Raw genomic sequence first — 17,767 nt, forward strand, 5'->3', positions numbered from 1 at the left:
CAAGTGTGGAGGTAATTGAAATGAAAGTATTAGTAACAGGTGTAGCTGGTCAGCTTGGACACGATGTGATGAATGAGTTGGAAAAGCGGGGATATGTGGGCATTGGCAGTGATATTGCGCCTGCATATTGCGGAGTTGCAGACGGCTCTGCTGTTACGACAATGTCCTATGTCCAGATGGATATTACAGACAAAGCCGCGGTTGAGAAGACTATCACAGAGATGAATCCGGATGTGGTGGTTCATTGCGCGGCGTGGACTGCTGTGGATATGGCCGAAGATGACGATAAGGTTGAGAAAGCCCGTGCCATCAATGCTGGTGGAACGGAGAAAATCGCTAAAGTCTGCAAGAAGTTGAAATGTAAGATGGTTTATATCAGCACTGATTATGTGTTTGACGGCCAGGGGTCCGAGCCTTGGCAGCCGGACTGCAAGGATTATAAACCGTTGAATGTCTACGGCCAGACCAAGTTGGAGGGCGAGCTGGCTGTGTCCGGCAATTTGAATAAGTATTTTATCGTTCGTATTGCCTGGGTGTTCGGGGTCAATGGCAATAACTTCATTAAGACGATGTTGAACGTTGGTAAGACTCATGATACTGTCCGTGTAGTCAAGGATCAGATTGGTACTCCTACTTATACATATGACTTGGCCCGTCTGCTGGTAGATATGATTGAGACCAAAAAGTACGGTTACTACCATGCGACTAACGAAGGTGGTTATATCTCTTGGTATGACTTTACCTGTGAGATATACAAACAGGCGGGTCTTAAGAACTATATAATCCCGGTTACCACAGAGGAATATGGCCTGTCTAAGGCTGCCCGTCCGTTTAATAGCCGACTGGATAAAAACAAGTTGGTGGAGAATGGCTTTGAGCCGCTGCCTACCTGGCAGGATGCGTTGAGTCGGTATTTGAAAGGAATTGAGGGCTGACTCATGGATATGTGTAAATTATTAAATATCGGAATAATAAATACCTTACGAATGAATTATCACTATTTTGGCTGGGGAGGGGTATTGCGTTGCTATATTTTAGCAGCAAGAAACCTTCATATTAAAAAACTCGGCGGAACAATCGAATTTAGAGATAAACCCAGAAGATTTATCATCCAGATTGGATTTCCGACCGTTGGCATATTTGATACCAAATACGAAAAAAGTATTTGGCAAAATGGCGGCACGATTAGCGTTGGAAACAGAACAATTCTTGGACAGGGCACTAGAATATCCAATCATGGAAAGTTGCATTTGGGAAATGATTTTACAGTAAGCGCTAATAGTAGCTTGATTTGTAAGAAAGGCATAACCTTTGGAGATGACGTCCTGCTTTCCTGGGACACATTAGTAATGGACACTGATCTTCACAGAATCTATGGATTAGAAAAGCTGGAGAAATCTGTGAACGAACCAAGGGAAATCAAATTTGGAGACCATGTTTGGGTTGGCTGCAGATGTACCGTTCTTAAAGGAAGCAGTATTCCAAGTAACACAGTTATTGCAGCCGGTAGTGTGATTTCAGGAACATTTGTAAAGGAAAACACCATTATAGGAAGTAATCAGAGAGTGCTAAAAGATAGAGTTACCTGGAAAAGATGAATCAATACAAATTATTCAGATAAAAATGGCTGGGGATAAATGATGTTCAGCTTTGATAAAAATCGTGAAAACAACACATTGAAAAAAACGCTTAATTAACAAGTTCCATCTTTATTTCTGAAAACAATTTACAGAAATAAAGATGGACGTTGGAGAGCTGACTATTTAAGAAAGCATAATATTCTCCACCACATGGGTCAAAATTTTTATTTTCAGCCGACCAGCTTACCGGCAGATGGTTGCCTGGTGAGCATTAATGATAATGTGCGTGTGGCAATGGAAGTTACTTTTGTGACACACGACATTTTTTCTCAGATGTTTAATGAACATGCTGAATATAAAAAATATGGCAAGTATGTGCCGCATTTTGAAACAATAGAGGTATTAGACGACGTGTGTATCGGGGGGGGGCAATGATTATGCCCGGCGTCACAATTGGGCCTAATGCTATTGTTGCCGGTGGAGCTGTTGTGACGCGAGATGTGCCAGAAGGAACAATTGTCGGTGGTAATCCGGCAAAAGTAATCGGGTCAGTGCAAGAACTGGCGCGTAAAAGAGCAAATTCTGATGAACCTTTCTGGAATTCCACAAGAAAAGAACTGGAAGAATTCTATTGGAATAAATGATAAGAATCGGAGGAAAACGGTAAATGGGACAAATCAAAGTAACAAAGTGTCCGATTGAGGGTCTATATGTAATTGAACCGACTGTACATGGCGACAGCCGTGGCTATTTTATGGAAACCTATAACCAGAATGATATGTATGAAGCCGGACTGGACATGGCATTCGTTCAGGATAACCAGAGTATGTCCACCAAGGGGGTCCTCCGTGGCTTACACTTCCAGAAGCAGTATCCGCAGGGCAAGCTGGTGCGTGTCATCAAGGGGGCTGTGTTCGATGTGGCTGTTGACCTGCGTTCTGGCAGCAAGACCTATGGGAAATGGTACGGTGTGGAGCTGACAGAGGAGAACAAGAAGCAGTTCTATATTTCTGAGGGCTTTGCTCATGGCTTTTTGGTTCTCAGTGATATTGCTGAATTCTGTTATAAGGTAACTGACTTCTATCATCCTGGCGATGAGGGCGGCCTTGCTTGGAATGATCCTGAAATCGGTATCGAGTGGTCGCAGCTTGTGGGTGAGTATCTGGGGACAGCCAGTGCTGAAGGTTATCACTTAGAAGATGGTGCAAAGCTAAATCTCAGTGATAAAGACCAGAGGTGGCTGGGGTTGAAGTATACATTTAAGTTTTCAGTGGTATAGAAGGAAGAAAAAATGAAAGTATGTTTAGTAGGTTCTTCAGGAGGGCATCTGACACATTTATATATGCTTAAACCGTTTTGGAAGGATAAAGAGCGATTTTGGGTAACTTTTGATAAAGAAGATGCACAGAGTCTCCTGCACGAAGAAAAGATGTATCCGTGCTATTTCCCGACAAATAGAAGCCTGAAAGCATTGATTATTAATACAAGACTTGCATGGAAGGTTCTTCGGTCCGAGAAGCCAGATTTGATTATTTCATCGGGTGCCGCTGTAGCTGTGCCTTTTTTCTATCTTGGTAAGCTATTTGGTGCGAAACTAATTTTCATAGAGGTCTTTGATCGTATAGATAAACCCACAATGACTGGAAGAATGGTTTATCCCATTGTTGATAAATTTGTAGTTGAGTGGGAAGAAATGAAAAAAGTGTATCCCAATGCTGTAAATTTGGGCAGCATCTTCTAACATTACTTATAAATAAAATAATAGGCGCGTGATGAAAATGATATTTGTAACGGTTGGAACGCACGAGCAGCCCTTTAATCGATTGATTCAGTGCATTGATAAAATGAAAGAAAAAGGTGCGATTAATAAAGATGTCATTATGCAAACAGGATTTTGCACCTATGAACCAAAATATTGCCAGTGGAGCAAGTTGTATCCATATCAGGAAATGATTAAAAATGTAAATAATGCACGAATTGTGATTACACATGGAGGCCCTTCCAGTTTCATCATGCCTTTGCAGCTTGGTAAAATTCCTATCGTCGTACCGAGAATGAAGCAATATGGTGAGCATATTAACAATCATCAGGTTGAATTTACGAATGCGGTAGTAAAACGTCAAGGAAACATTATTGTTGTTGAACAGATGGATGAGCTTGAGCAGACGATTTTAAATTATGACACCATAGCTCAAAATATGCCAGCTAGGATCAAGAGCAATAATGCGCAGTTTAATGATGAGTTTAAAAAAATGGTCGAATCTATATTTGGTAAATAATTCAGTCCTGGACAGCAATCGCTTGAAATAGTTGTGGGGGAAATGAGATGGGAAAGAAAATTAAGGTTACATTTGTGGTGACAAATTGTAAGAAAACAGGTCCAATCAATCAAACCTTAAATATAATTCGAAATCTGGATAAAGGCGTATTTGAAGCTTCCCTAATTACGATGTTCCCAGAAGAAGAAAATAATACGATGTTTGATGGGTACCGAAAAACGAATATAAAAATTTATCAGGCGGGGATGAACAAGGTCAAGAGCATACTCTATGGTAAAGTCGTCGTAGGGAATATTCTCAAGAAAATCAAGCCGGATATTGTTCAGGGAGTTGGTATCCCACCATACCGCATGACTTTAGGATATAAAGACTGCGTACATTTTGTTACGCTGCGCAATTACTGCTATGAAGATTATCCTGATCAGTATGGAAAAAAGATTGGGCCTGTTTTGGCAGATATGGATATGAAATTAATCAGGAAGCAAATGAGCAAAGGAGAACCTGTTGTGACCTGCTCAAATAGTCTTACAGATATGTATAAGAAGAAGCAGCAGCTTGACATTGGATTTATTTGTAATGGCGTTGATGTTTCCAAGTATTCAAAGAGAGATTTGTCAAAAAGAGCAGCGCTTAGAAAAGCCTTGGCTTTGCCTGATGACAAAATCATCTTTGTATACAGCGGTCGCTTGATTGACAGGAAAAATCAGCAGGAAGCCATTGAGAGTGTGCTACACTCTGCACGGTCGTCTGAGATTGTGTTGGTACTTCTCGGTGATGGTATCAACAGGCAGAGCTTAGTGGATAATTATAGGAAACATGCAAACGTGCTTATCCGGGGAGAAGTTAGCAATGTAATCGACTACTTGCATGCTTCTGATGTTTATCTGTCAAGCAGCAAATCTGAAGGGTTACCTAATGGTGTGCTTGAAGCAATGGCCGCTGGATTGCCTGTGTTGCTATCTGATATCCCACAGCATATGGAATTGTTTAGCGTGAATATGCGAATTGGACGATACTACAAACTGGGGGATGTTGGTGCTCTGGCATCTGAAATTGACAGTATGTTGGATGATGATTTGAGTTCAATGAGCGCGGACAGTTATAAAGCAGTCATGAATAATTTTACTGCGGAGATTATGAGCAAGAAATATCAGAACCTATATAAGCATTTCCTTTAAAACAAAGGGAAGAATTGAATGAAGGTGACATTATGAATATATTGAAAAAATGCTTCTGGAGGTTGGTTTATTTCAACAATCCAGTGAAGTATGCCAAAAAGAAAGGCGTCATAGTGGGAACCGGAAACAGCTTTGTGGATCACTCATGTTTCGGATCAGAACCGTATCTGATTAAAATTGGTAATAATAATCGTATTTCCTTTGGCTGCACCTTTTTAACTCATGATGGAGGACGGTGGGTTTTAGACAGACTGTACTCTGAGGAAAGCCCGTTTCTTAAATTTGGTACTATCGTTATTGGAAACAATAATTTCATTGGTTGCCATAGCATTATTAACCCTAACGTAACAGTTGGGGATAATTGTATTATTGCGGCTGGCAGTGTTATAGCAAAAAGCATACCCCCTGGAGAAGTTTTGGGGGGGGGGTACCAGCCAAATTTATCATGCGAACCGAGGATTATTATTTAAAACTTTATGACAATAGACAGCTTCGATTTGCAGAACTTGCAGCAGAATAAGGAGCAGGAATTAAAAAGAGTGTTTCGTTTGAATTAGATATAAAGGAGCAAGGCGATGAAAATCATTACATTTTATCTTCCTCAATTTCACTCCATCCCGGAGAATGATGAGTGGTGGGGCAAGGGTTTTACTGAATGGGTAAACATGAAAAAAGCAAAACCACTGTTTGAGGGACATTATCAGCCTCGTATACCTTTGAATAACAACTACTACGATTTGTCTGATCCAGCGACTATGCGCTGGCAGGTTGACCTTGCTAAAAAATATGGCGTATATGGATGGAGTCTTTATCATTATTGGTTTAATGGTAAGCTTCTATTGGAAAAACCTGTTGAGCATTTGCTTAACGATAAAAGTCTAGATATCCATTTTTGCCTTTCTTGGGCAAATGAGCCTTGGACAAATGGTTGGGTAGCGGAAAAAGCGAAAGTTCTAATCGCACAAAGATACGGTGGACCAAAAGAGTGGAGGGAACACTTTGACTATCTGCTTCCTTTCTTTAAAGACGAGCGTTATATTAAAGTCGATGGCAAACCGCTGTTTATTATGTATAAAACGGATATCATTCCCAATATGAACGAGATGCTTGATTATTTTCAAGAGATGGCGAAGGAAGTTGGGTTCCGGGGCATTTGCTTTGCGTATCAAGCGTTGTACCAGAATCAGCTGACAATGCCTGACGATTCGCGCTATGATATTAACATCCATTATGAACCAGCATATGCAGTGCGGGATGCGACACATCAGAAACATCAGTTTTTGCGCAAAATCAAACGAGTGATTGAATGCTACCTTAACATGCATACGAACATAAATATTGAGCGTGTTTCGCTGGATAGCGGGCTTAAGTATTTTGATTATGACGAGATGTGGGGTAATATTTTGAAACGCAACCCTGTGTCCGAAAAATGTGTTCCGGGCGCATATGTTGATTGGGATAATACACCGAGACGTCCTACTCGTGGCGCGATTCATATGGGAGCGACGCCTGAAAAGTTCCAGAAGTATCTTTCCAAGCAAATTAAGAGAGCAAAGAATTTTTATCATAAAGATATAATTTTTATGTTTGCCTGGAACGAGTGGGCTGAGGGTGGTTATATTGAACCAGATGAAGAATATAAATATGGCTATCTGGAGGCCATCCGGGCTGCACTGCTCGAAAACAATGAGTTTCCACAGAATGATTAGAGGGAAAACGATGAAAAAGCTGGCAATTGATATTTCCGCTGCACAGCCGCAGACAAATACAAAAGTGAACGGCGGTGGAGAATATGGGGTCTTTTTGTTTGACCTGTTGTGCAAGGAAAATGTAGCGATTGAAGTCTTATTAAGCAAGACAAAAGGGGAAAATGAAACTGTAAGTGCGATTTGTGAGAAGTACTCTGTAACAAAACGGTTTTTTGCCAATAACCGCGAGTTAGAGTCGATCATAAATGGCGGTGGTTTTGACACCGTCTTTTTCCCAATCTGCCATCCGAAGTACGCTGATCTGCAACTAAAAAAAGAACAGCGGGTTGTTGCTGGTGTACATGATTTGAGCACAATTGAGCAGGCATCTGTTTACCGTAAAGTATACGGCAAAAAGTTTTTTGCAAATGATGGTAAGGACTTAATTCGCAGAATTTTGAAATATCTGAATGTTGGTAGAGATAAGCAGGCAGCAATTGAACAGCATAAAAAAATCTTTCATTTGACCGAAAATCAGATATCCTATACGGTTTCACACAGTACCAAGGCTGAAATTGTGTATTATATCAAGGGAATTGACCCCGATAAAATTAAGGTTTTCTATACACCGGAGACGTTGATTTCGAACACTTTCCCTGATGACGAGATGGAACGTTTAGAAAAATACGGTGTAGAGAAAAAAGGGTATTTCCTGCTATGTAGTGCCAACAGGTGGAACAAGAATAATGCGATTGCTATCCGTGCGTTAGACACCTTCTTTGATAAGCACAGCGGCTCTAATATGAAAGTCGTTGTTTTGGGAGCTATTCCGTACACGCTTTCATATTTTGAGAGTTTAGTCAGACACAAAGAACGGTTTATTTTTAAAGGGTATATTGACCGAATTGATATGGATATTCTTTATAAACATGCACATGCATTTGTATACCCGTCGGTACTGGAAGGCTTTGGACTTCCGCCTATAGAGACAATGAAATATGGAACACTTCCGTTATGTTCAACAGCCGCATCTATAACTGAGGTATGTTCTGATGCAGCTGTTTATTTCGACCCATATAGTGAGGAGTCAATTTATAAGGCTATTCTTAAGAGTTTTGATAAAGAGTATAAGCGTCTGATGAAGGGTCATATAAGAAGACGCTATGAAGAAATTCAGAAGAAGAGAGCAAAGGATGTTGATGGAGTAGTTGAACTGATTCTTGATTCCAAGAATGCCTAAAGGAGAATGGACTTGCAAGATAACAAAGATAAGCTGGTTGCAATTATCATTGTAAATTACAATGGCTTTTCTGATACGGTTGAATGCATAAAGAGTTTGCAGAAAATAACCTATTCTAATTATAAAATTGTTGTAGTGGACAATGGGTCTACAACGAAACCATCGACAGATGAAATAGAATTCCTGAAAAAGAACTCTAGGTACTTTGAAACGGGTAAAAATTTGGGCTTCTCCGGAGGGAACAATTATGGTATACGCCAAAGCGAGAAGTTCGAGCCTGCGTATTATTTGCTGCTTAACAATGATACGGTTGTAGAGGCAGATTTTTTAAATAAGCTGGTTGATGCTGCAGAGAGGCAGGAACACATTGGAATAACTATTGGTAAAATCAATTATTATAGCGATCCTGACACAGCCTGGTATTGCGGTGGAGAGTTCAATTTTGAATCTGGTACCTGCAGGCACTACACTGTCCAGGAAAATGGCAGCAGTCATGAGGAAAAATTAGTAACATTTGCGACAGGATGCCTTATGCTGATCCCAACCGAAGTAATTAAAAAGGTTGGGTTAATGAGTGAGGATTATTTCTTGTATTGTGAAGATACGGACTATTGTGCAAAAGTGCTATTGAGCGGATATAAAATTTTGTATATTCCTTCATCTTTGATTTACCACAAAGTGAGCGCATCTACTGGGGAGAGAAGCGCAGTGAACCAGTATTACTATGTCAGAAATTCCATGATTGTTATTAGGAAATATGCGAAGAGAAAGATGCTTGGTTATGCAAAATTTCTCTATATGCGTTTTAAAGATGTAGCTAGAGGACGGCTTAACAGCAAGTATGTACTAAAGGCACTGAGAGATTTCTCAAAAGGTGTTATGGGGCAATACGATTTTTTAAAATAGGAGTAAAGGAGGGCGTAGCTAATGATCCGAATACAAAAAAGAATTCAATATATCGACCTGATTAGAGGTATATTGATGATCATTTTATTTCTCGATTTTCCTTGGGATAGATTGTTTAGCTTGCCAGCTTCCATACTTTCCTACAATAGTACGGAATCAAAGAAAATAATTTTGTTTATTGCAATTGTGGCTTTCCTTATCACGCTTGTAAAATATGGAAAGCTGGGTTCGAAATTTAAATTCTTAATTCATTTTACCATCGCAACATGTATTTCAGTAACATTTGTTATGCTGTGTTCTGTATTCATGTATAATGAGCAGACTATTATAAGAACTTTCAGTTTGGCACACCATTATTACTTGGTGATTTTAGCACTCGTTTTTGTCGCTGTTTTTTCATATAAAAATGGAGAAGAGAAAATATCTAAAGCATTGAACCTTTATTCATTTGCTTGGTATATCTTGGTTTTTACGCAAAGTATGTTGTACGCATATAAAGGAATAGTGTTTTTTGGTGGTATCGATTTGAGTTGGACTGGATTTTTGAGCACAAACTTACTTCGGATTAGCCTTATAAGTATTCCTAACTTTATGATTGTATACAATTTTAGCGTTATATTGGAGAAGAAAGGTAAATCATTGAACTACATACAATTTGCGCTGGGTATGTTCTGTCTTTTGGCAATACAACAGACTCGTGCATATGATGTGGTGATTATTGCATCATGTATTATTATGTATACTTTTAAATCACGAAATCCGGTTAGAGTTTTGAGAAATGTATTGATAGCATGTGTGGTTTTAATTGCTATCTTAAATACAAATTATGCACAAGAATTGCTAAGGTCATTTATAAATGATAGCAGCAACGTTAAAATGAGCAGTAATTTAGCTCGATTGTATGCCTACCCATACTATTGGAGTTGTTTCCTTAATAATCCTCTTGTTGGTAGTGGATTTGCGGCTCCAGAAAGGTATTCATATATTACAAATGGCCCGCTAGGAATAGCGAGTTATTCTGATACAGGTATTGTTGGCATTATTGCTCAGTTGGGCATCTTTGGTCTAATGATATATGGTACATACATTATTAGAATGATTTATATTGTAGTTATGATGCAAAAGAAAAATGCTCTTCAATATAATACTTTTTGCCTAGGCATTTTATGTTATTGCGTGGCAACTTCTGTCAGTTTGATTAATATGAGTGTTGCTGTTATATTATTGTTTCCAATTTGTATTGCTTATATGGAATTTAGATATTACCAATTACGAATGGCAAGAGCTATTGAAAAATAGCGAATTGATTTCGCAGAATGGATTTAGGTAGAGAAGAGAAGGTGGATTGGATAATAAGAATTGCGCCTTATCAAAATTGGTAACATTATCTACGCTGCCGATATAGTAGGCAGTTTCATGGGCTTTCTTGTCCGTTACTACTCGCCGGAACGGCTCCCGTTGGTCCTGTTCCGGACAGGTTCCCGGCCCCTTGCTTTTCTCTTATAATTCATACTCTTTGTACCGGTCGCCTTTTTACTCGGAGCTTTATACCTTTCGAAATTTTATCGAACCCCTTTGAGTGTTCCTCCAAGACAAAATCAATACTAAAAGGAGAACAATTATGCACAATATAACATTTAAAACTCTATCTCCACAATCCCAAACGCCATTAAGTACTTCTCGACCTCTCAACATCGCCGTAGCAGGGACAGGCTATGTTGGCTTGGTTTCCGGAGTATGCATGGCCCACAGAGGACACTATGTAACTTGTGTCGATATTAACGAGAAAAAAATAACAATGATGCAACAAGGTCTTTCTCCAATTTACGAACAAGATTTAGAAGAATTGATGTCTCTTAATGAAGAGAGATTAAACTATACAACGGATTATAAATACGCTTACAAAAATGCTGATGCCATTTTCATCGGCGTAGGAACCCCGGAGCAACCGGATGGGTCTGCCAACTTGTCCTATATAGCAACAGTAGCAAGACAAATCGCAGAAACCGTAGAAAAGGACTGCCTTGTTGTGGTAAAGTCCACAGTTCCTGTGGGTACTAATGACAAGGTAGAGCAGTTTATTAAGGATTTTTTAGTGAATGATATAAAAGTAGAAGTCGCATCGAATCCTGAGTTTTTAGCTCAAGGCACAGCGGTGCGGGATACATTAGAAGCGGCAAGAATTATTATTGGCACGAATAGTATAGAAGCCGAGGATACTCTGATGGCAGTCTATGAGCCGTTTGGTTTGCCGATTGTATCCGTTTCAAGACGGTCTGCTGAGATGATTAAATACGCTGCGAATGATTTTCTTGCTTTAAAGATATCCTATATGAATGATATTGCGAACCTTTGCGAATTGGTCGGCGCGGATATTGAAGATGTCGCCAGAGGGATGGGCTTTGACTGTAGAATTGGCAGTAAGTTTTTGAATGCCGGTATAGGTTATGGCGGTAGCTGCTTCCCGAAAGATACGAAAGCCCTAGATTATCTGGCGACCCTGCATGGGTATGAGCTAAGGACGGTCAAGGCTGCTATTAACGTGAATAACGATCAAAAAATCCTTTTATATAAGAAGGCTTGTCAGAGGCTTATCACCTTTGCTGGTCTAAAAGTAGCTGTGCTTGGGTTAACCTTTAAGCCCGGAACCGATGATTTAAGAGAAGCTCCATCGTTAGATAATATACCTTTGTTATTAGCTCAAGGGGCAGATATTTATGCATACGACCCGGTCGGGAGCGAAAACTTTAGGAAGAGATTTCCTGAGACGAGTTCAGAGATAGAAGGGGAGTATGGTAAGGGGAGTATAAACTATGTAAGGAGCGCTGAAGCAGCACTTGATGGCGCTAACGTCTGCTTTATTTTTACCGAATGGGGAGAAATTAAAGCGGTAATGCCGGAAGATTATAAGAGACTGATGCGTACACCCCTTGTTTATGATGGAAGGAATATTTATGATGTGAACAAGATGAGAAAAAACGGAGTTGAGTATTATTCTATAGGTAGGAAATGATGAATTTCATCTTAATTAAAGGAGACTTTATTGATAATGATTGAAGGATATAAGGAATTAGACCCTAGTAAAACCTATTTAATTACCGGTGGCGCAGGATTTATTGGCTTTTTCTTATCTAAGAAGCTGTTAGAGCAAAGATGCAAAGTCGTTGGTATTGATAATATGAACGATTACTATGATGTGAATTTAAAAGAGAGCAGACTTAAGGCTTTAGAAGGACAGGAGGGCTATACCTTCATTAAAGGGGACATATCGGATAAAGAAACCGTGATAAAGGTCTTTGAAGAATATAAGCCCCATATTGTGATGAATTTAGCAGCACAAGCAGGGGTCCGTTATTCCATTGAGAATCCAGATTCATATATTCAGAGTAATATTATCGGGTTCTATAATATCTTGGAGGCCTGTCGTCATAACCCCGTGGAACATTTAGTCTATGCGTCCTCCAGTTCAGTCTATGGCGCAAATACGAAAGTGCCGTTTTCTACAGAGGATAAAGTGGATAACCCTGTTTCTCTCTATGCTGCAACCAAGAAATCCAATGAATTAATTGCCCATACCTATAGTCAATTGTTCGGGATTCCTTCGACAGGTTTAAGATTTTTTACGGTTTATGGACCTATGGGGAGACCGGATATGGCCTACTTCAGTTTCACTCAGAAGATATTTAAGGGTGAGACAATCAAGGTTTTTAATTTTGGAGATTGCTATAGGGACTTTACTTATATTGATGATATCATTGAATCTGTAGCTAGGATATTATGTAATCCGCCGGCTAAGAAAGTCGATGAGGACAGCATCTTAAATGGCATACAATATGCCGTGTACAATATCGGCAATAATCAGCCTGAGCAATTGATGGATTACATTTCCGCTTTGGAAAAAGCCTTGAGCAAAGCTGTTGGAAGAGAGATTGTCGTTGAGAAGGAGTTCCTTCCCATGCAGCCCGGTGATGTCAAGGCTACCTACAGCGATAGTTCGCCTCTTGTAAGAGATTTTGATTTTAAACCGAGCACGAGCATTGAAGTTGGCTTGCAGAAATTTGCGGATTGGTATGTAGATTATTATAAGGTGAATTGAGTACTCGGTAGTATGGCTCCCGATGGTTCGGATTCTTAGGAAAGCGGACATTAGCTTCATTATATCCATCCAGGCCTTGTCCCCTCAGCACCAAGATTTGAACAAACCAATAAATTACATTTATTAATAGGCTATAGGGAACAACATTATCAGAGAAAGGTTGGTTTTTATGAAACCAAATTTTATTTGTGTTGGTGCTCAAAAATCTGGAACAACTACATTGCATGATATTTTACAGCAACATTACGATATATATTTACCTAAGCAAAAGGAAACAAAATTTTTTAAAAATGACTTTCATAAAGGTCTAGAATTTTACGTAAATGAGTATTTTGACGAAGTAACAAATGAAAAAATTATAGGAGAGATAGATCCAGAATATATGTTTTATGAAGATGTCCCAAAAAAGATATATGATTTACTAGGGATTGATATAAAAATAATTTTTTTGTTAAGAAACCCCATGACTAGAGCATATTCCCATTATTTAATGAGTAAGAGAAGGGGGTACGATAGATTAAGTTTTGAAGAAGCAATCTCAACGGAAGAGCAAAGAATAAATCAGGGTGATTTTGAAAAAAATCATTTAAGTTATAAAACCAGGGGACTTTATTATCAACAAATTTCAAGATATTTAAAATACTTCTCGCATGAAAATATGAAAGTTGTTTTATTTGAAGAATTTATAAAAAATCCTAAGGAATTAATAAAAGAAATTCTAGATTTCTTAGGGGTTAATAGAAATGTTCCGTTAAATTATAATCAAAAGAGTAATAAAGCAATTGCTCCTAAATCAACTTTTTTATGGTCTTTAATATATCGGAAAGAATTTTTCCCAAGGATAAAGATTATTCTAAAAAAATTAATACCATTTCCAGAAATAAGGACTATGATTGTAAAAATAATAGAGAAACATAATTTCAAAGAAATACCGGGGGAACATATAAACAAAGAAACCTTCTGTGAATTATCACTTTATTATAAAGAAGATATTCTTAAATTAGAAGGTTTAATAAAAAGAGATTTATCGTATTGGTTAGATTTTGACAAGATTTAATTTCTATGTGCAAGGTTTAAATCTCCCGCCTTTTTGGCGGGAAGGGATTTAGCAAATTCGTTTTTAGCTATATTAACTAGAGGTGAGTATTGTGGTTTATATATAGAAAAAGTAGTCATGCCATATATGATATAAAGTACCATGTTATATGGGTAACCAAGTATCGATATAAAATATTAAAAGGGGAGATTTGACTAAGATTGAGAGAGCTTATACGGCAGGGATGTGAAGCTCGAGGGATAACAATTCGTACAAGGGATCATAGCCCGAGATCACGTGCGCTTACTAGTATCTTGTCCAGCAATATTGGCTCTGAGTAAAATTGTTCAGTATTTGAAGGAGCGATCGTCGCATTTGATCCAAGATCAGTTTCCAGAATTGAAGAAAAAATACTGGGGTCTATATTTATGGGCAAGAGGTTATTTCGGTGCAACTGTAGGTACAGTGACTGAAGAGACAGTTTGAAATTATATTGAGAATCAGGAACTGAATGATAAAGAAGATAATTTTAAAATTAAAGACTAAGTTTCAGTTAGAAGCCTTTAGCTTGCTTTAGCAGATGGGCTTTTTAAGAAGGCGTTCAGCCTTATAGCGAGTTTACTCGCGACATTAAATATACTTACTTCAGCAGGTGCGTTGTTTATTAGGAGGGTACGATGGATAAATTCTTTTATAGGTTTAATCAAAAATATCGTAGGATATCGGATTTGTTTACGACTAGATATATATTGACACGATACTTTTTTATATTTGAAAATGTAGGTAAGAATGTAGTAATTAGAGCGCCATTTAGGATTAATATTTTTAATATTGATCCAGACAGATATCTTAAAATTTCATTGGGCAATAATACAATTATAAAATCTAATGTGATAATTCAAGGACAAGGACGTTTATCTATAGGCGACCAGTCATATATTAGTGAAAATTCGGTTATTGGATGTAATGAAGAAATACAAATTGGTAAAGCAGTTATGCTTGCAACGGGTGTATCAATACGGGATACGGATCATAAATTTGATAATATATCTATAGATATGGTTAGACAAGGTATTGTTACGTCAAAAGTTGTTATTGAAGATAATGTATGGATTGGGGCAAACGTTAGTATAACAAAAGGGGTAAGAATTGGTACAGGTTCTATAGTTGCTGCTAATGCAGTGGTTACAAAAGATGTTGAACAATTTTCCGTTGTTGGTGGAGTGCCTGCAAAATTGATTAAGTATCGGACTGGCACGCTGTAAAGAATGCTTGAGCTTGGCTCTGCCTTCGGAGAGTGCTCCTCAGGATTCAACATTCGAAATTATGAGGCATAAATGCCCCAAAGTTTAAATACTTCGCCCAAGAGAGGCCTCCTAAAAGTAATTGAAACTATCGTCAAACGTATATAAATTAACAAATGAACCCATCCATGAAATCTCTAAATCATATAGTAAAGATATAAGTATTTTGAACTAAAATCGGAAAAAGGTGTAATAATGTATTTGATTAAAATAATAAGAGAAATACTTGGCAATAAATTAAGATGTGAAATTAATCTGAAAATTGGTTCCAAAATAATAGCTAACTTTTTTCTACAAGCATGTTCAATAGGTTTTTCACTTATAACAGCAATTATTTTGGCTAGAACACTTGGGGTTGCTGAATATGGTACATATGCTTATGTAATGGCGATTATCTCAATTCTTGTAGTGCCTACAACCTTAGGACTTCCTAACCTTATTATTAGACTCTTTGCTGGGTACAGAGTTAATTCTGAATGGAGCTTAATGAATGGTCTTTTGCGCAGAACTAATCAATTAGTAATTATAATATCGATCGTAATGATTGCTTTTTCTGGCCTAGCTTGTTGGAGATTAATTGTTACTAAGTCGAGTTTATTTTATACTTTTTTAATAGCACTTATTCTATTACCGGTATTTGCACTTAATTCTATTCGGAGTGCCGTGCTTACCGGATTAAATAAAACAGTAATTAGTCAAATTCCTGGAAGTTTTGTACAGCCATTCACTTTTATACTATTCATTAGTCTGTTTTACTTCTTAGGTTTTAATTTAAATTCTAGTTGGGCTATGGTATTTCAAGATATAGCGTCAATTGTTTCTTTAATTGTGGGGACGTTTATGTTAGTAAGACATCTTCCTAGTCAGTTCAAAGCATCTCAGCCGAAATATGACACGCTAAAGTGGACTAAAAGTGCACTCCCACTTTTTATAGTGGGAGGTATGATGTTAATAAATAATCGTATAGATATTATTATGCTTGGAATCATGAAAGGAGCAACTGAAGTAGGAATATATCAGGTGGTAACGCGCGGAGCACAGCTTGTGTCTATCCCTTTATTAGTTGTTAGCGTGGTAATTTCTCCAATCTTTTCGGAGCTATATGTAAAAAAAAGAATGGAGCAATTGCAAAACATAGTAACAAGAAGTGCCCAGGCTATTGCAATTCTTTCGTTTCCTTTTTTTATTGTTTTTGTACTGTTTGGTGCATCAATTTTGTATAGAGTATTTGGTTCAAACTATGTTGCTGGGTCTACAGCTTTAGCCATATTAAGTTTTGGGCAATATTGTAATGCTTTTGCAGGCTCAGTTGGTATGCTTCTAAATATGACGGGACATGAAGTCGATAGTGCTAAAGGAGTAACTATAGCCGCAATAACCAATATAATCCTTAATTTAATATTGATACCTAAATGGAGTATTACTGGCGCAGCTATTGCAACTTCAATAAGCATGATATTGTGGAATGTAATTCTGTCAATATGGGTTTATAAAAGAATTAAAATTATACCTACATCTTTGGGCAATATTGGTACTATCTTCACCAAAGATTCCTAATACTTTAAAAGATGTATATACAAATGTGCCTAAATAGCGAAATGGTTTATTAAGAAAAAATTAGTTTTACTTAGTAAAGCTAGTATAAAGAATATGGAGATGAATAGAATGAGTTTTTTAGAAGAGATAATGTCGAGATGTAGAGATTTGGCTATGAAAGCCGGAGAAGAAATCTTAAAAATTTACGATACAGATTTTACTTCTGAAATTAAAGAGGACAGATCACCGCTTACCTTAGCTGATAGTAAAGCTAATGAAATTATTGTCAATGGGCTTAAAGAAAGTTTCCCAGATTATGCAATACTATCAGAAGAATCAAGAGACGATAAATGTCGGTTAGGAAATGATTATTGTTTTATCGTTGACCCTCTGGATGGGACAAAGGAATTTATTAATAGAAATGGTCAGTTTACCGTCAATATTGCATTGACTTATAAGCATAAGGCTGTAATGGGAGTCATCTACGTACCAGTTACTGGCCAACTATACTATGCAAGTAAAGGTGATGGCTCATACGTTGAAAAAGTTACAAGCGGGTATGCATCTGAAAAACTTAGAATTAGAGTTACAGATATGGTAGAAAATCTTATTATGGTAGGAAGTAAGTCTCATTCCTCCGAGAAGGAAGCGAGGTTAATTAAGGAGAATAAGAGTAAGATTAAAGACACATTATTAGCTGGAAGCTCATTAAAGGGATGCCTAGTGGCATCAGGTAAAGCTGATGTTTATTATCGATTTGGTTTAACTTCTGAATGGGATACCGCTGCCATGCAGTGCATCGCTGAAGAAGCTGGGGGAATTTTCAGGCAAATGGATGGTTCGGAGATGCTTTATAATCGTGAAAACACTTTGAATGAAAAAGGGTTTTATGTAGTTAATAGGATAGAAAATATTTGGGTTTGA

The 17,767-nt window shown here is 37.9% G+C and carries 21 protein-coding genes; all 21 read left to right on the forward strand.

What is annotated here, in order from left to right; genetic code table 11:
• Positions 1-20 precede the first annotated feature (20 nt).
• The 21 genes from rfbD (at position 21) to cysQ (ending at position 17,767) form a co-directional block, all read left to right on the forward strand.
• On the forward strand, positions 21-935 hold the full coding sequence (gene rfbD, locus DOT_RS18270) for a dTDP-4-dehydrorhamnose reductase (protein WP_009621932.1): 915 nt from the start codon (positions 21-23) through the stop codon (positions 933-935).
• Between the two features lie 9 nt (positions 936-944).
• Complete coding sequence (locus tag DOT_RS18275; protein ID WP_157998487.1) at positions 945-1,598, forward strand: acyltransferase; 654 nt, start codon at positions 945-947, stop codon at positions 1,596-1,598.
• A gap of 192 nt (positions 1,599-1,790) precedes the next feature.
• Positions 1,791-2,015, forward strand: a complete 225-nt coding sequence (locus tag DOT_RS32475; RefSeq protein ID WP_050809910.1) for a hypothetical protein — start codon at positions 1,791-1,793, stop codon at positions 2,013-2,015.
• Positions 2,016-2,017: 2 nt separating this feature from the next.
• Entirely contained in the window at positions 2,018-2,224 is a 207-nt protein-coding gene (locus DOT_RS32480; protein WP_009621938.1) for a maltose O-acetyltransferase domain protein, read from the forward strand.
• Between the two features lie 23 nt (positions 2,225-2,247).
• Positions 2,248-2,859: a dTDP-4-dehydrorhamnose 3,5-epimerase gene (gene rfbC / locus DOT_RS18285; RefSeq protein ID WP_009621940.1), complete on the forward strand. Its 612-nt coding sequence runs from the start codon at positions 2,248-2,250 to the stop codon at positions 2,857-2,859.
• A gap of 12 nt (positions 2,860-2,871) precedes the next feature.
• Positions 2,872-3,321 (forward strand): UDP-N-acetylglucosamine--LPS N-acetylglucosamine transferase, encoded by a 450-nt coding sequence (locus tag DOT_RS18290; protein ID WP_009621943.1) that lies wholly within the window; start codon positions 2,872-2,874, stop codon positions 3,319-3,321.
• A 37-nt stretch (positions 3,322-3,358) separates the two neighbouring features.
• Positions 3,359-3,859 carry a glycosyltransferase gene (locus DOT_RS18295; protein WP_009621945.1) on the forward strand — a complete coding sequence of 167 codons (501 nt, stop codon included), beginning with the start codon at positions 3,359-3,361 and terminating at the stop codon, positions 3,857-3,859.
• A 47-nt stretch (positions 3,860-3,906) separates the two neighbouring features.
• Positions 3,907-5,037 carry a glycosyltransferase gene (locus DOT_RS18300; RefSeq protein ID WP_009621947.1) on the forward strand — a complete coding sequence of 377 codons (1,131 nt, stop codon included), beginning with the start codon at positions 3,907-3,909 and terminating at the stop codon, positions 5,035-5,037.
• 32 nt (positions 5,038-5,069) lie between these two features.
• Entirely contained in the window at positions 5,070-5,507 is a 438-nt protein-coding gene (locus tag DOT_RS18305; protein WP_009621949.1) for an acyltransferase, read from the forward strand.
• Between the two features lie 105 nt (positions 5,508-5,612).
• Positions 5,613-6,746 (forward strand): glycoside hydrolase family 99-like domain-containing protein, encoded by a 1,134-nt coding sequence (locus tag DOT_RS18310; RefSeq protein WP_009621951.1) that lies wholly within the window; start codon positions 5,613-5,615, stop codon positions 6,744-6,746.
• Entirely contained in the window at positions 6,739-7,965 is a 1,227-nt protein-coding gene (locus DOT_RS18315; RefSeq protein WP_009621953.1) for a glycosyltransferase, read from the forward strand. The genes DOT_RS18310 and DOT_RS18315 overlap by 8 nt, the downstream gene beginning before the upstream one ends.
• A gap of 12 nt (positions 7,966-7,977) precedes the next feature.
• Positions 7,978-8,871: a glycosyltransferase family 2 protein gene (locus DOT_RS18320; RefSeq protein WP_009621955.1), complete on the forward strand. Its 894-nt coding sequence runs from the start codon at positions 7,978-7,980 to the stop codon at positions 8,869-8,871.
• 21 nt (positions 8,872-8,892) lie between these two features.
• Positions 8,893-10,170: an O-antigen ligase family protein gene (locus DOT_RS18325; protein ID WP_009621957.1), complete on the forward strand. Its 1,278-nt coding sequence runs from the start codon at positions 8,893-8,895 to the stop codon at positions 10,168-10,170.
• A 322-nt stretch (positions 10,171-10,492) separates the two neighbouring features.
• Entirely contained in the window at positions 10,493-11,884 is a 1,392-nt protein-coding gene (locus tag DOT_RS18330; RefSeq protein ID WP_009621959.1) for a UDP-glucose/GDP-mannose dehydrogenase family protein, read from the forward strand.
• A 36-nt stretch (positions 11,885-11,920) separates the two neighbouring features.
• A complete protein-coding gene (locus tag DOT_RS18335; protein ID WP_009621961.1) occupies positions 11,921-12,967 on the forward strand; it encodes a GDP-mannose 4,6-dehydratase in 1,047 nt (348 codons plus the stop codon).
• Between the two features lie 169 nt (positions 12,968-13,136).
• Positions 13,137-14,024: a sulfotransferase gene (locus DOT_RS18340; RefSeq protein WP_009621962.1), complete on the forward strand. Its 888-nt coding sequence runs from the start codon at positions 13,137-13,139 to the stop codon at positions 14,022-14,024.
• An 89-nt stretch (positions 14,025-14,113) separates the two neighbouring features.
• The gene (locus DOT_RS32760; RefSeq protein WP_348982158.1) at positions 14,114-14,218 is read left to right on the forward strand and encodes a transposase; all 105 of its coding nucleotides are present in this window, start codon (positions 14,114-14,116) and stop codon (positions 14,216-14,218) included.
• 82 nt (positions 14,219-14,300) lie between these two features.
• Complete coding sequence (locus DOT_RS32765; RefSeq protein ID WP_348982160.1) at positions 14,301-14,489, forward strand: transposase; 189 nt, start codon at positions 14,301-14,303, stop codon at positions 14,487-14,489.
• 191 nt (positions 14,490-14,680) lie between these two features.
• Positions 14,681-15,268, forward strand: coding sequence for an acyltransferase (locus tag DOT_RS31970; protein WP_009621967.1), 588 nt, complete (start codon positions 14,681-14,683; stop codon positions 15,266-15,268).
• Positions 15,269-15,508: 240 nt separating this feature from the next.
• Complete coding sequence (locus DOT_RS18355) at positions 15,509-16,864, forward strand: flippase (protein WP_157998489.1); 1,356 nt, start codon at positions 15,509-15,511, stop codon at positions 16,862-16,864.
• 108 nt (positions 16,865-16,972) lie between these two features.
• Positions 16,973-17,767 (forward strand): 3'(2'),5'-bisphosphate nucleotidase CysQ, encoded by a 795-nt coding sequence (cysQ, locus tag DOT_RS18360; protein WP_040412771.1) that lies wholly within the window; start codon positions 16,973-16,975, stop codon positions 17,765-17,767.

It is taken from the genome of Desulfosporosinus sp. OT, assembly GCF_000224515.1.
In the GTDB taxonomy this organism is placed as follows: Bacteria; Bacillota; Desulfitobacteriia; order Desulfitobacteriales; family Desulfitobacteriaceae; genus Desulfosporosinus.

Coding starts and splice junctions, on each gene's coding strand:
- DOT_RS31970 (WP_009621967.1), top strand. CDS start 14,681: ATGGATAAATTCTTTTATAGGTTTAATCAAAAATATCGTAGGATATCG.
- DOT_RS32480 (WP_009621938.1), top strand. CDS start 2,018: ATGCCCGGCGTCACAATTGGGCCTAATGCTATTGTTGCCGGTGGAGCT.
- DOT_RS18295 (WP_009621945.1), top strand. CDS start 3,359: ATGATATTTGTAACGGTTGGAACGCACGAGCAGCCCTTTAATCGATTG.
- cysQ (WP_040412771.1), top strand. CDS start 16,973: ATGAGTTTTTTAGAAGAGATAATGTCGAGATGTAGAGATTTGGCTATG.
- DOT_RS18315 (WP_009621953.1), top strand. CDS start 6,739: ATGATTAGAGGGAAAACGATGAAAAAGCTGGCAATTGATATTTCCGCT.
- DOT_RS18305 (WP_009621949.1), top strand. CDS start 5,070: ATGAATATATTGAAAAAATGCTTCTGGAGGTTGGTTTATTTCAACAAT.
- DOT_RS18335 (WP_009621961.1), top strand. CDS start 11,921: ATGATTGAAGGATATAAGGAATTAGACCCTAGTAAAACCTATTTAATT.
- DOT_RS18340 (WP_009621962.1), top strand. CDS start 13,137: ATGAAACCAAATTTTATTTGTGTTGGTGCTCAAAAATCTGGAACAACT.
- DOT_RS32475 (WP_050809910.1), top strand. CDS start 1,791: ATGGGTCAAAATTTTTATTTTCAGCCGACCAGCTTACCGGCAGATGGT.
- DOT_RS18330 (WP_009621959.1), top strand. CDS start 10,493: ATGCACAATATAACATTTAAAACTCTATCTCCACAATCCCAAACGCCA.
- DOT_RS18310 (WP_009621951.1), top strand. CDS start 5,613: ATGAAAATCATTACATTTTATCTTCCTCAATTTCACTCCATCCCGGAG.
- rfbC (WP_009621940.1), top strand. CDS start 2,248: ATGGGACAAATCAAAGTAACAAAGTGTCCGATTGAGGGTCTATATGTA.
- DOT_RS18300 (WP_009621947.1), top strand. CDS start 3,907: ATGGGAAAGAAAATTAAGGTTACATTTGTGGTGACAAATTGTAAGAAA.
- rfbD (WP_009621932.1), top strand. CDS start 21: ATGAAAGTATTAGTAACAGGTGTAGCTGGTCAGCTTGGACACGATGTG.
- DOT_RS18325 (WP_009621957.1), top strand. CDS start 8,893: ATGATCCGAATACAAAAAAGAATTCAATATATCGACCTGATTAGAGGT.
- DOT_RS18275 (WP_157998487.1), top strand. CDS start 945: ATGTGTAAATTATTAAATATCGGAATAATAAATACCTTACGAATGAAT.
- DOT_RS18290 (WP_009621943.1), top strand. CDS start 2,872: ATGAAAGTATGTTTAGTAGGTTCTTCAGGAGGGCATCTGACACATTTA.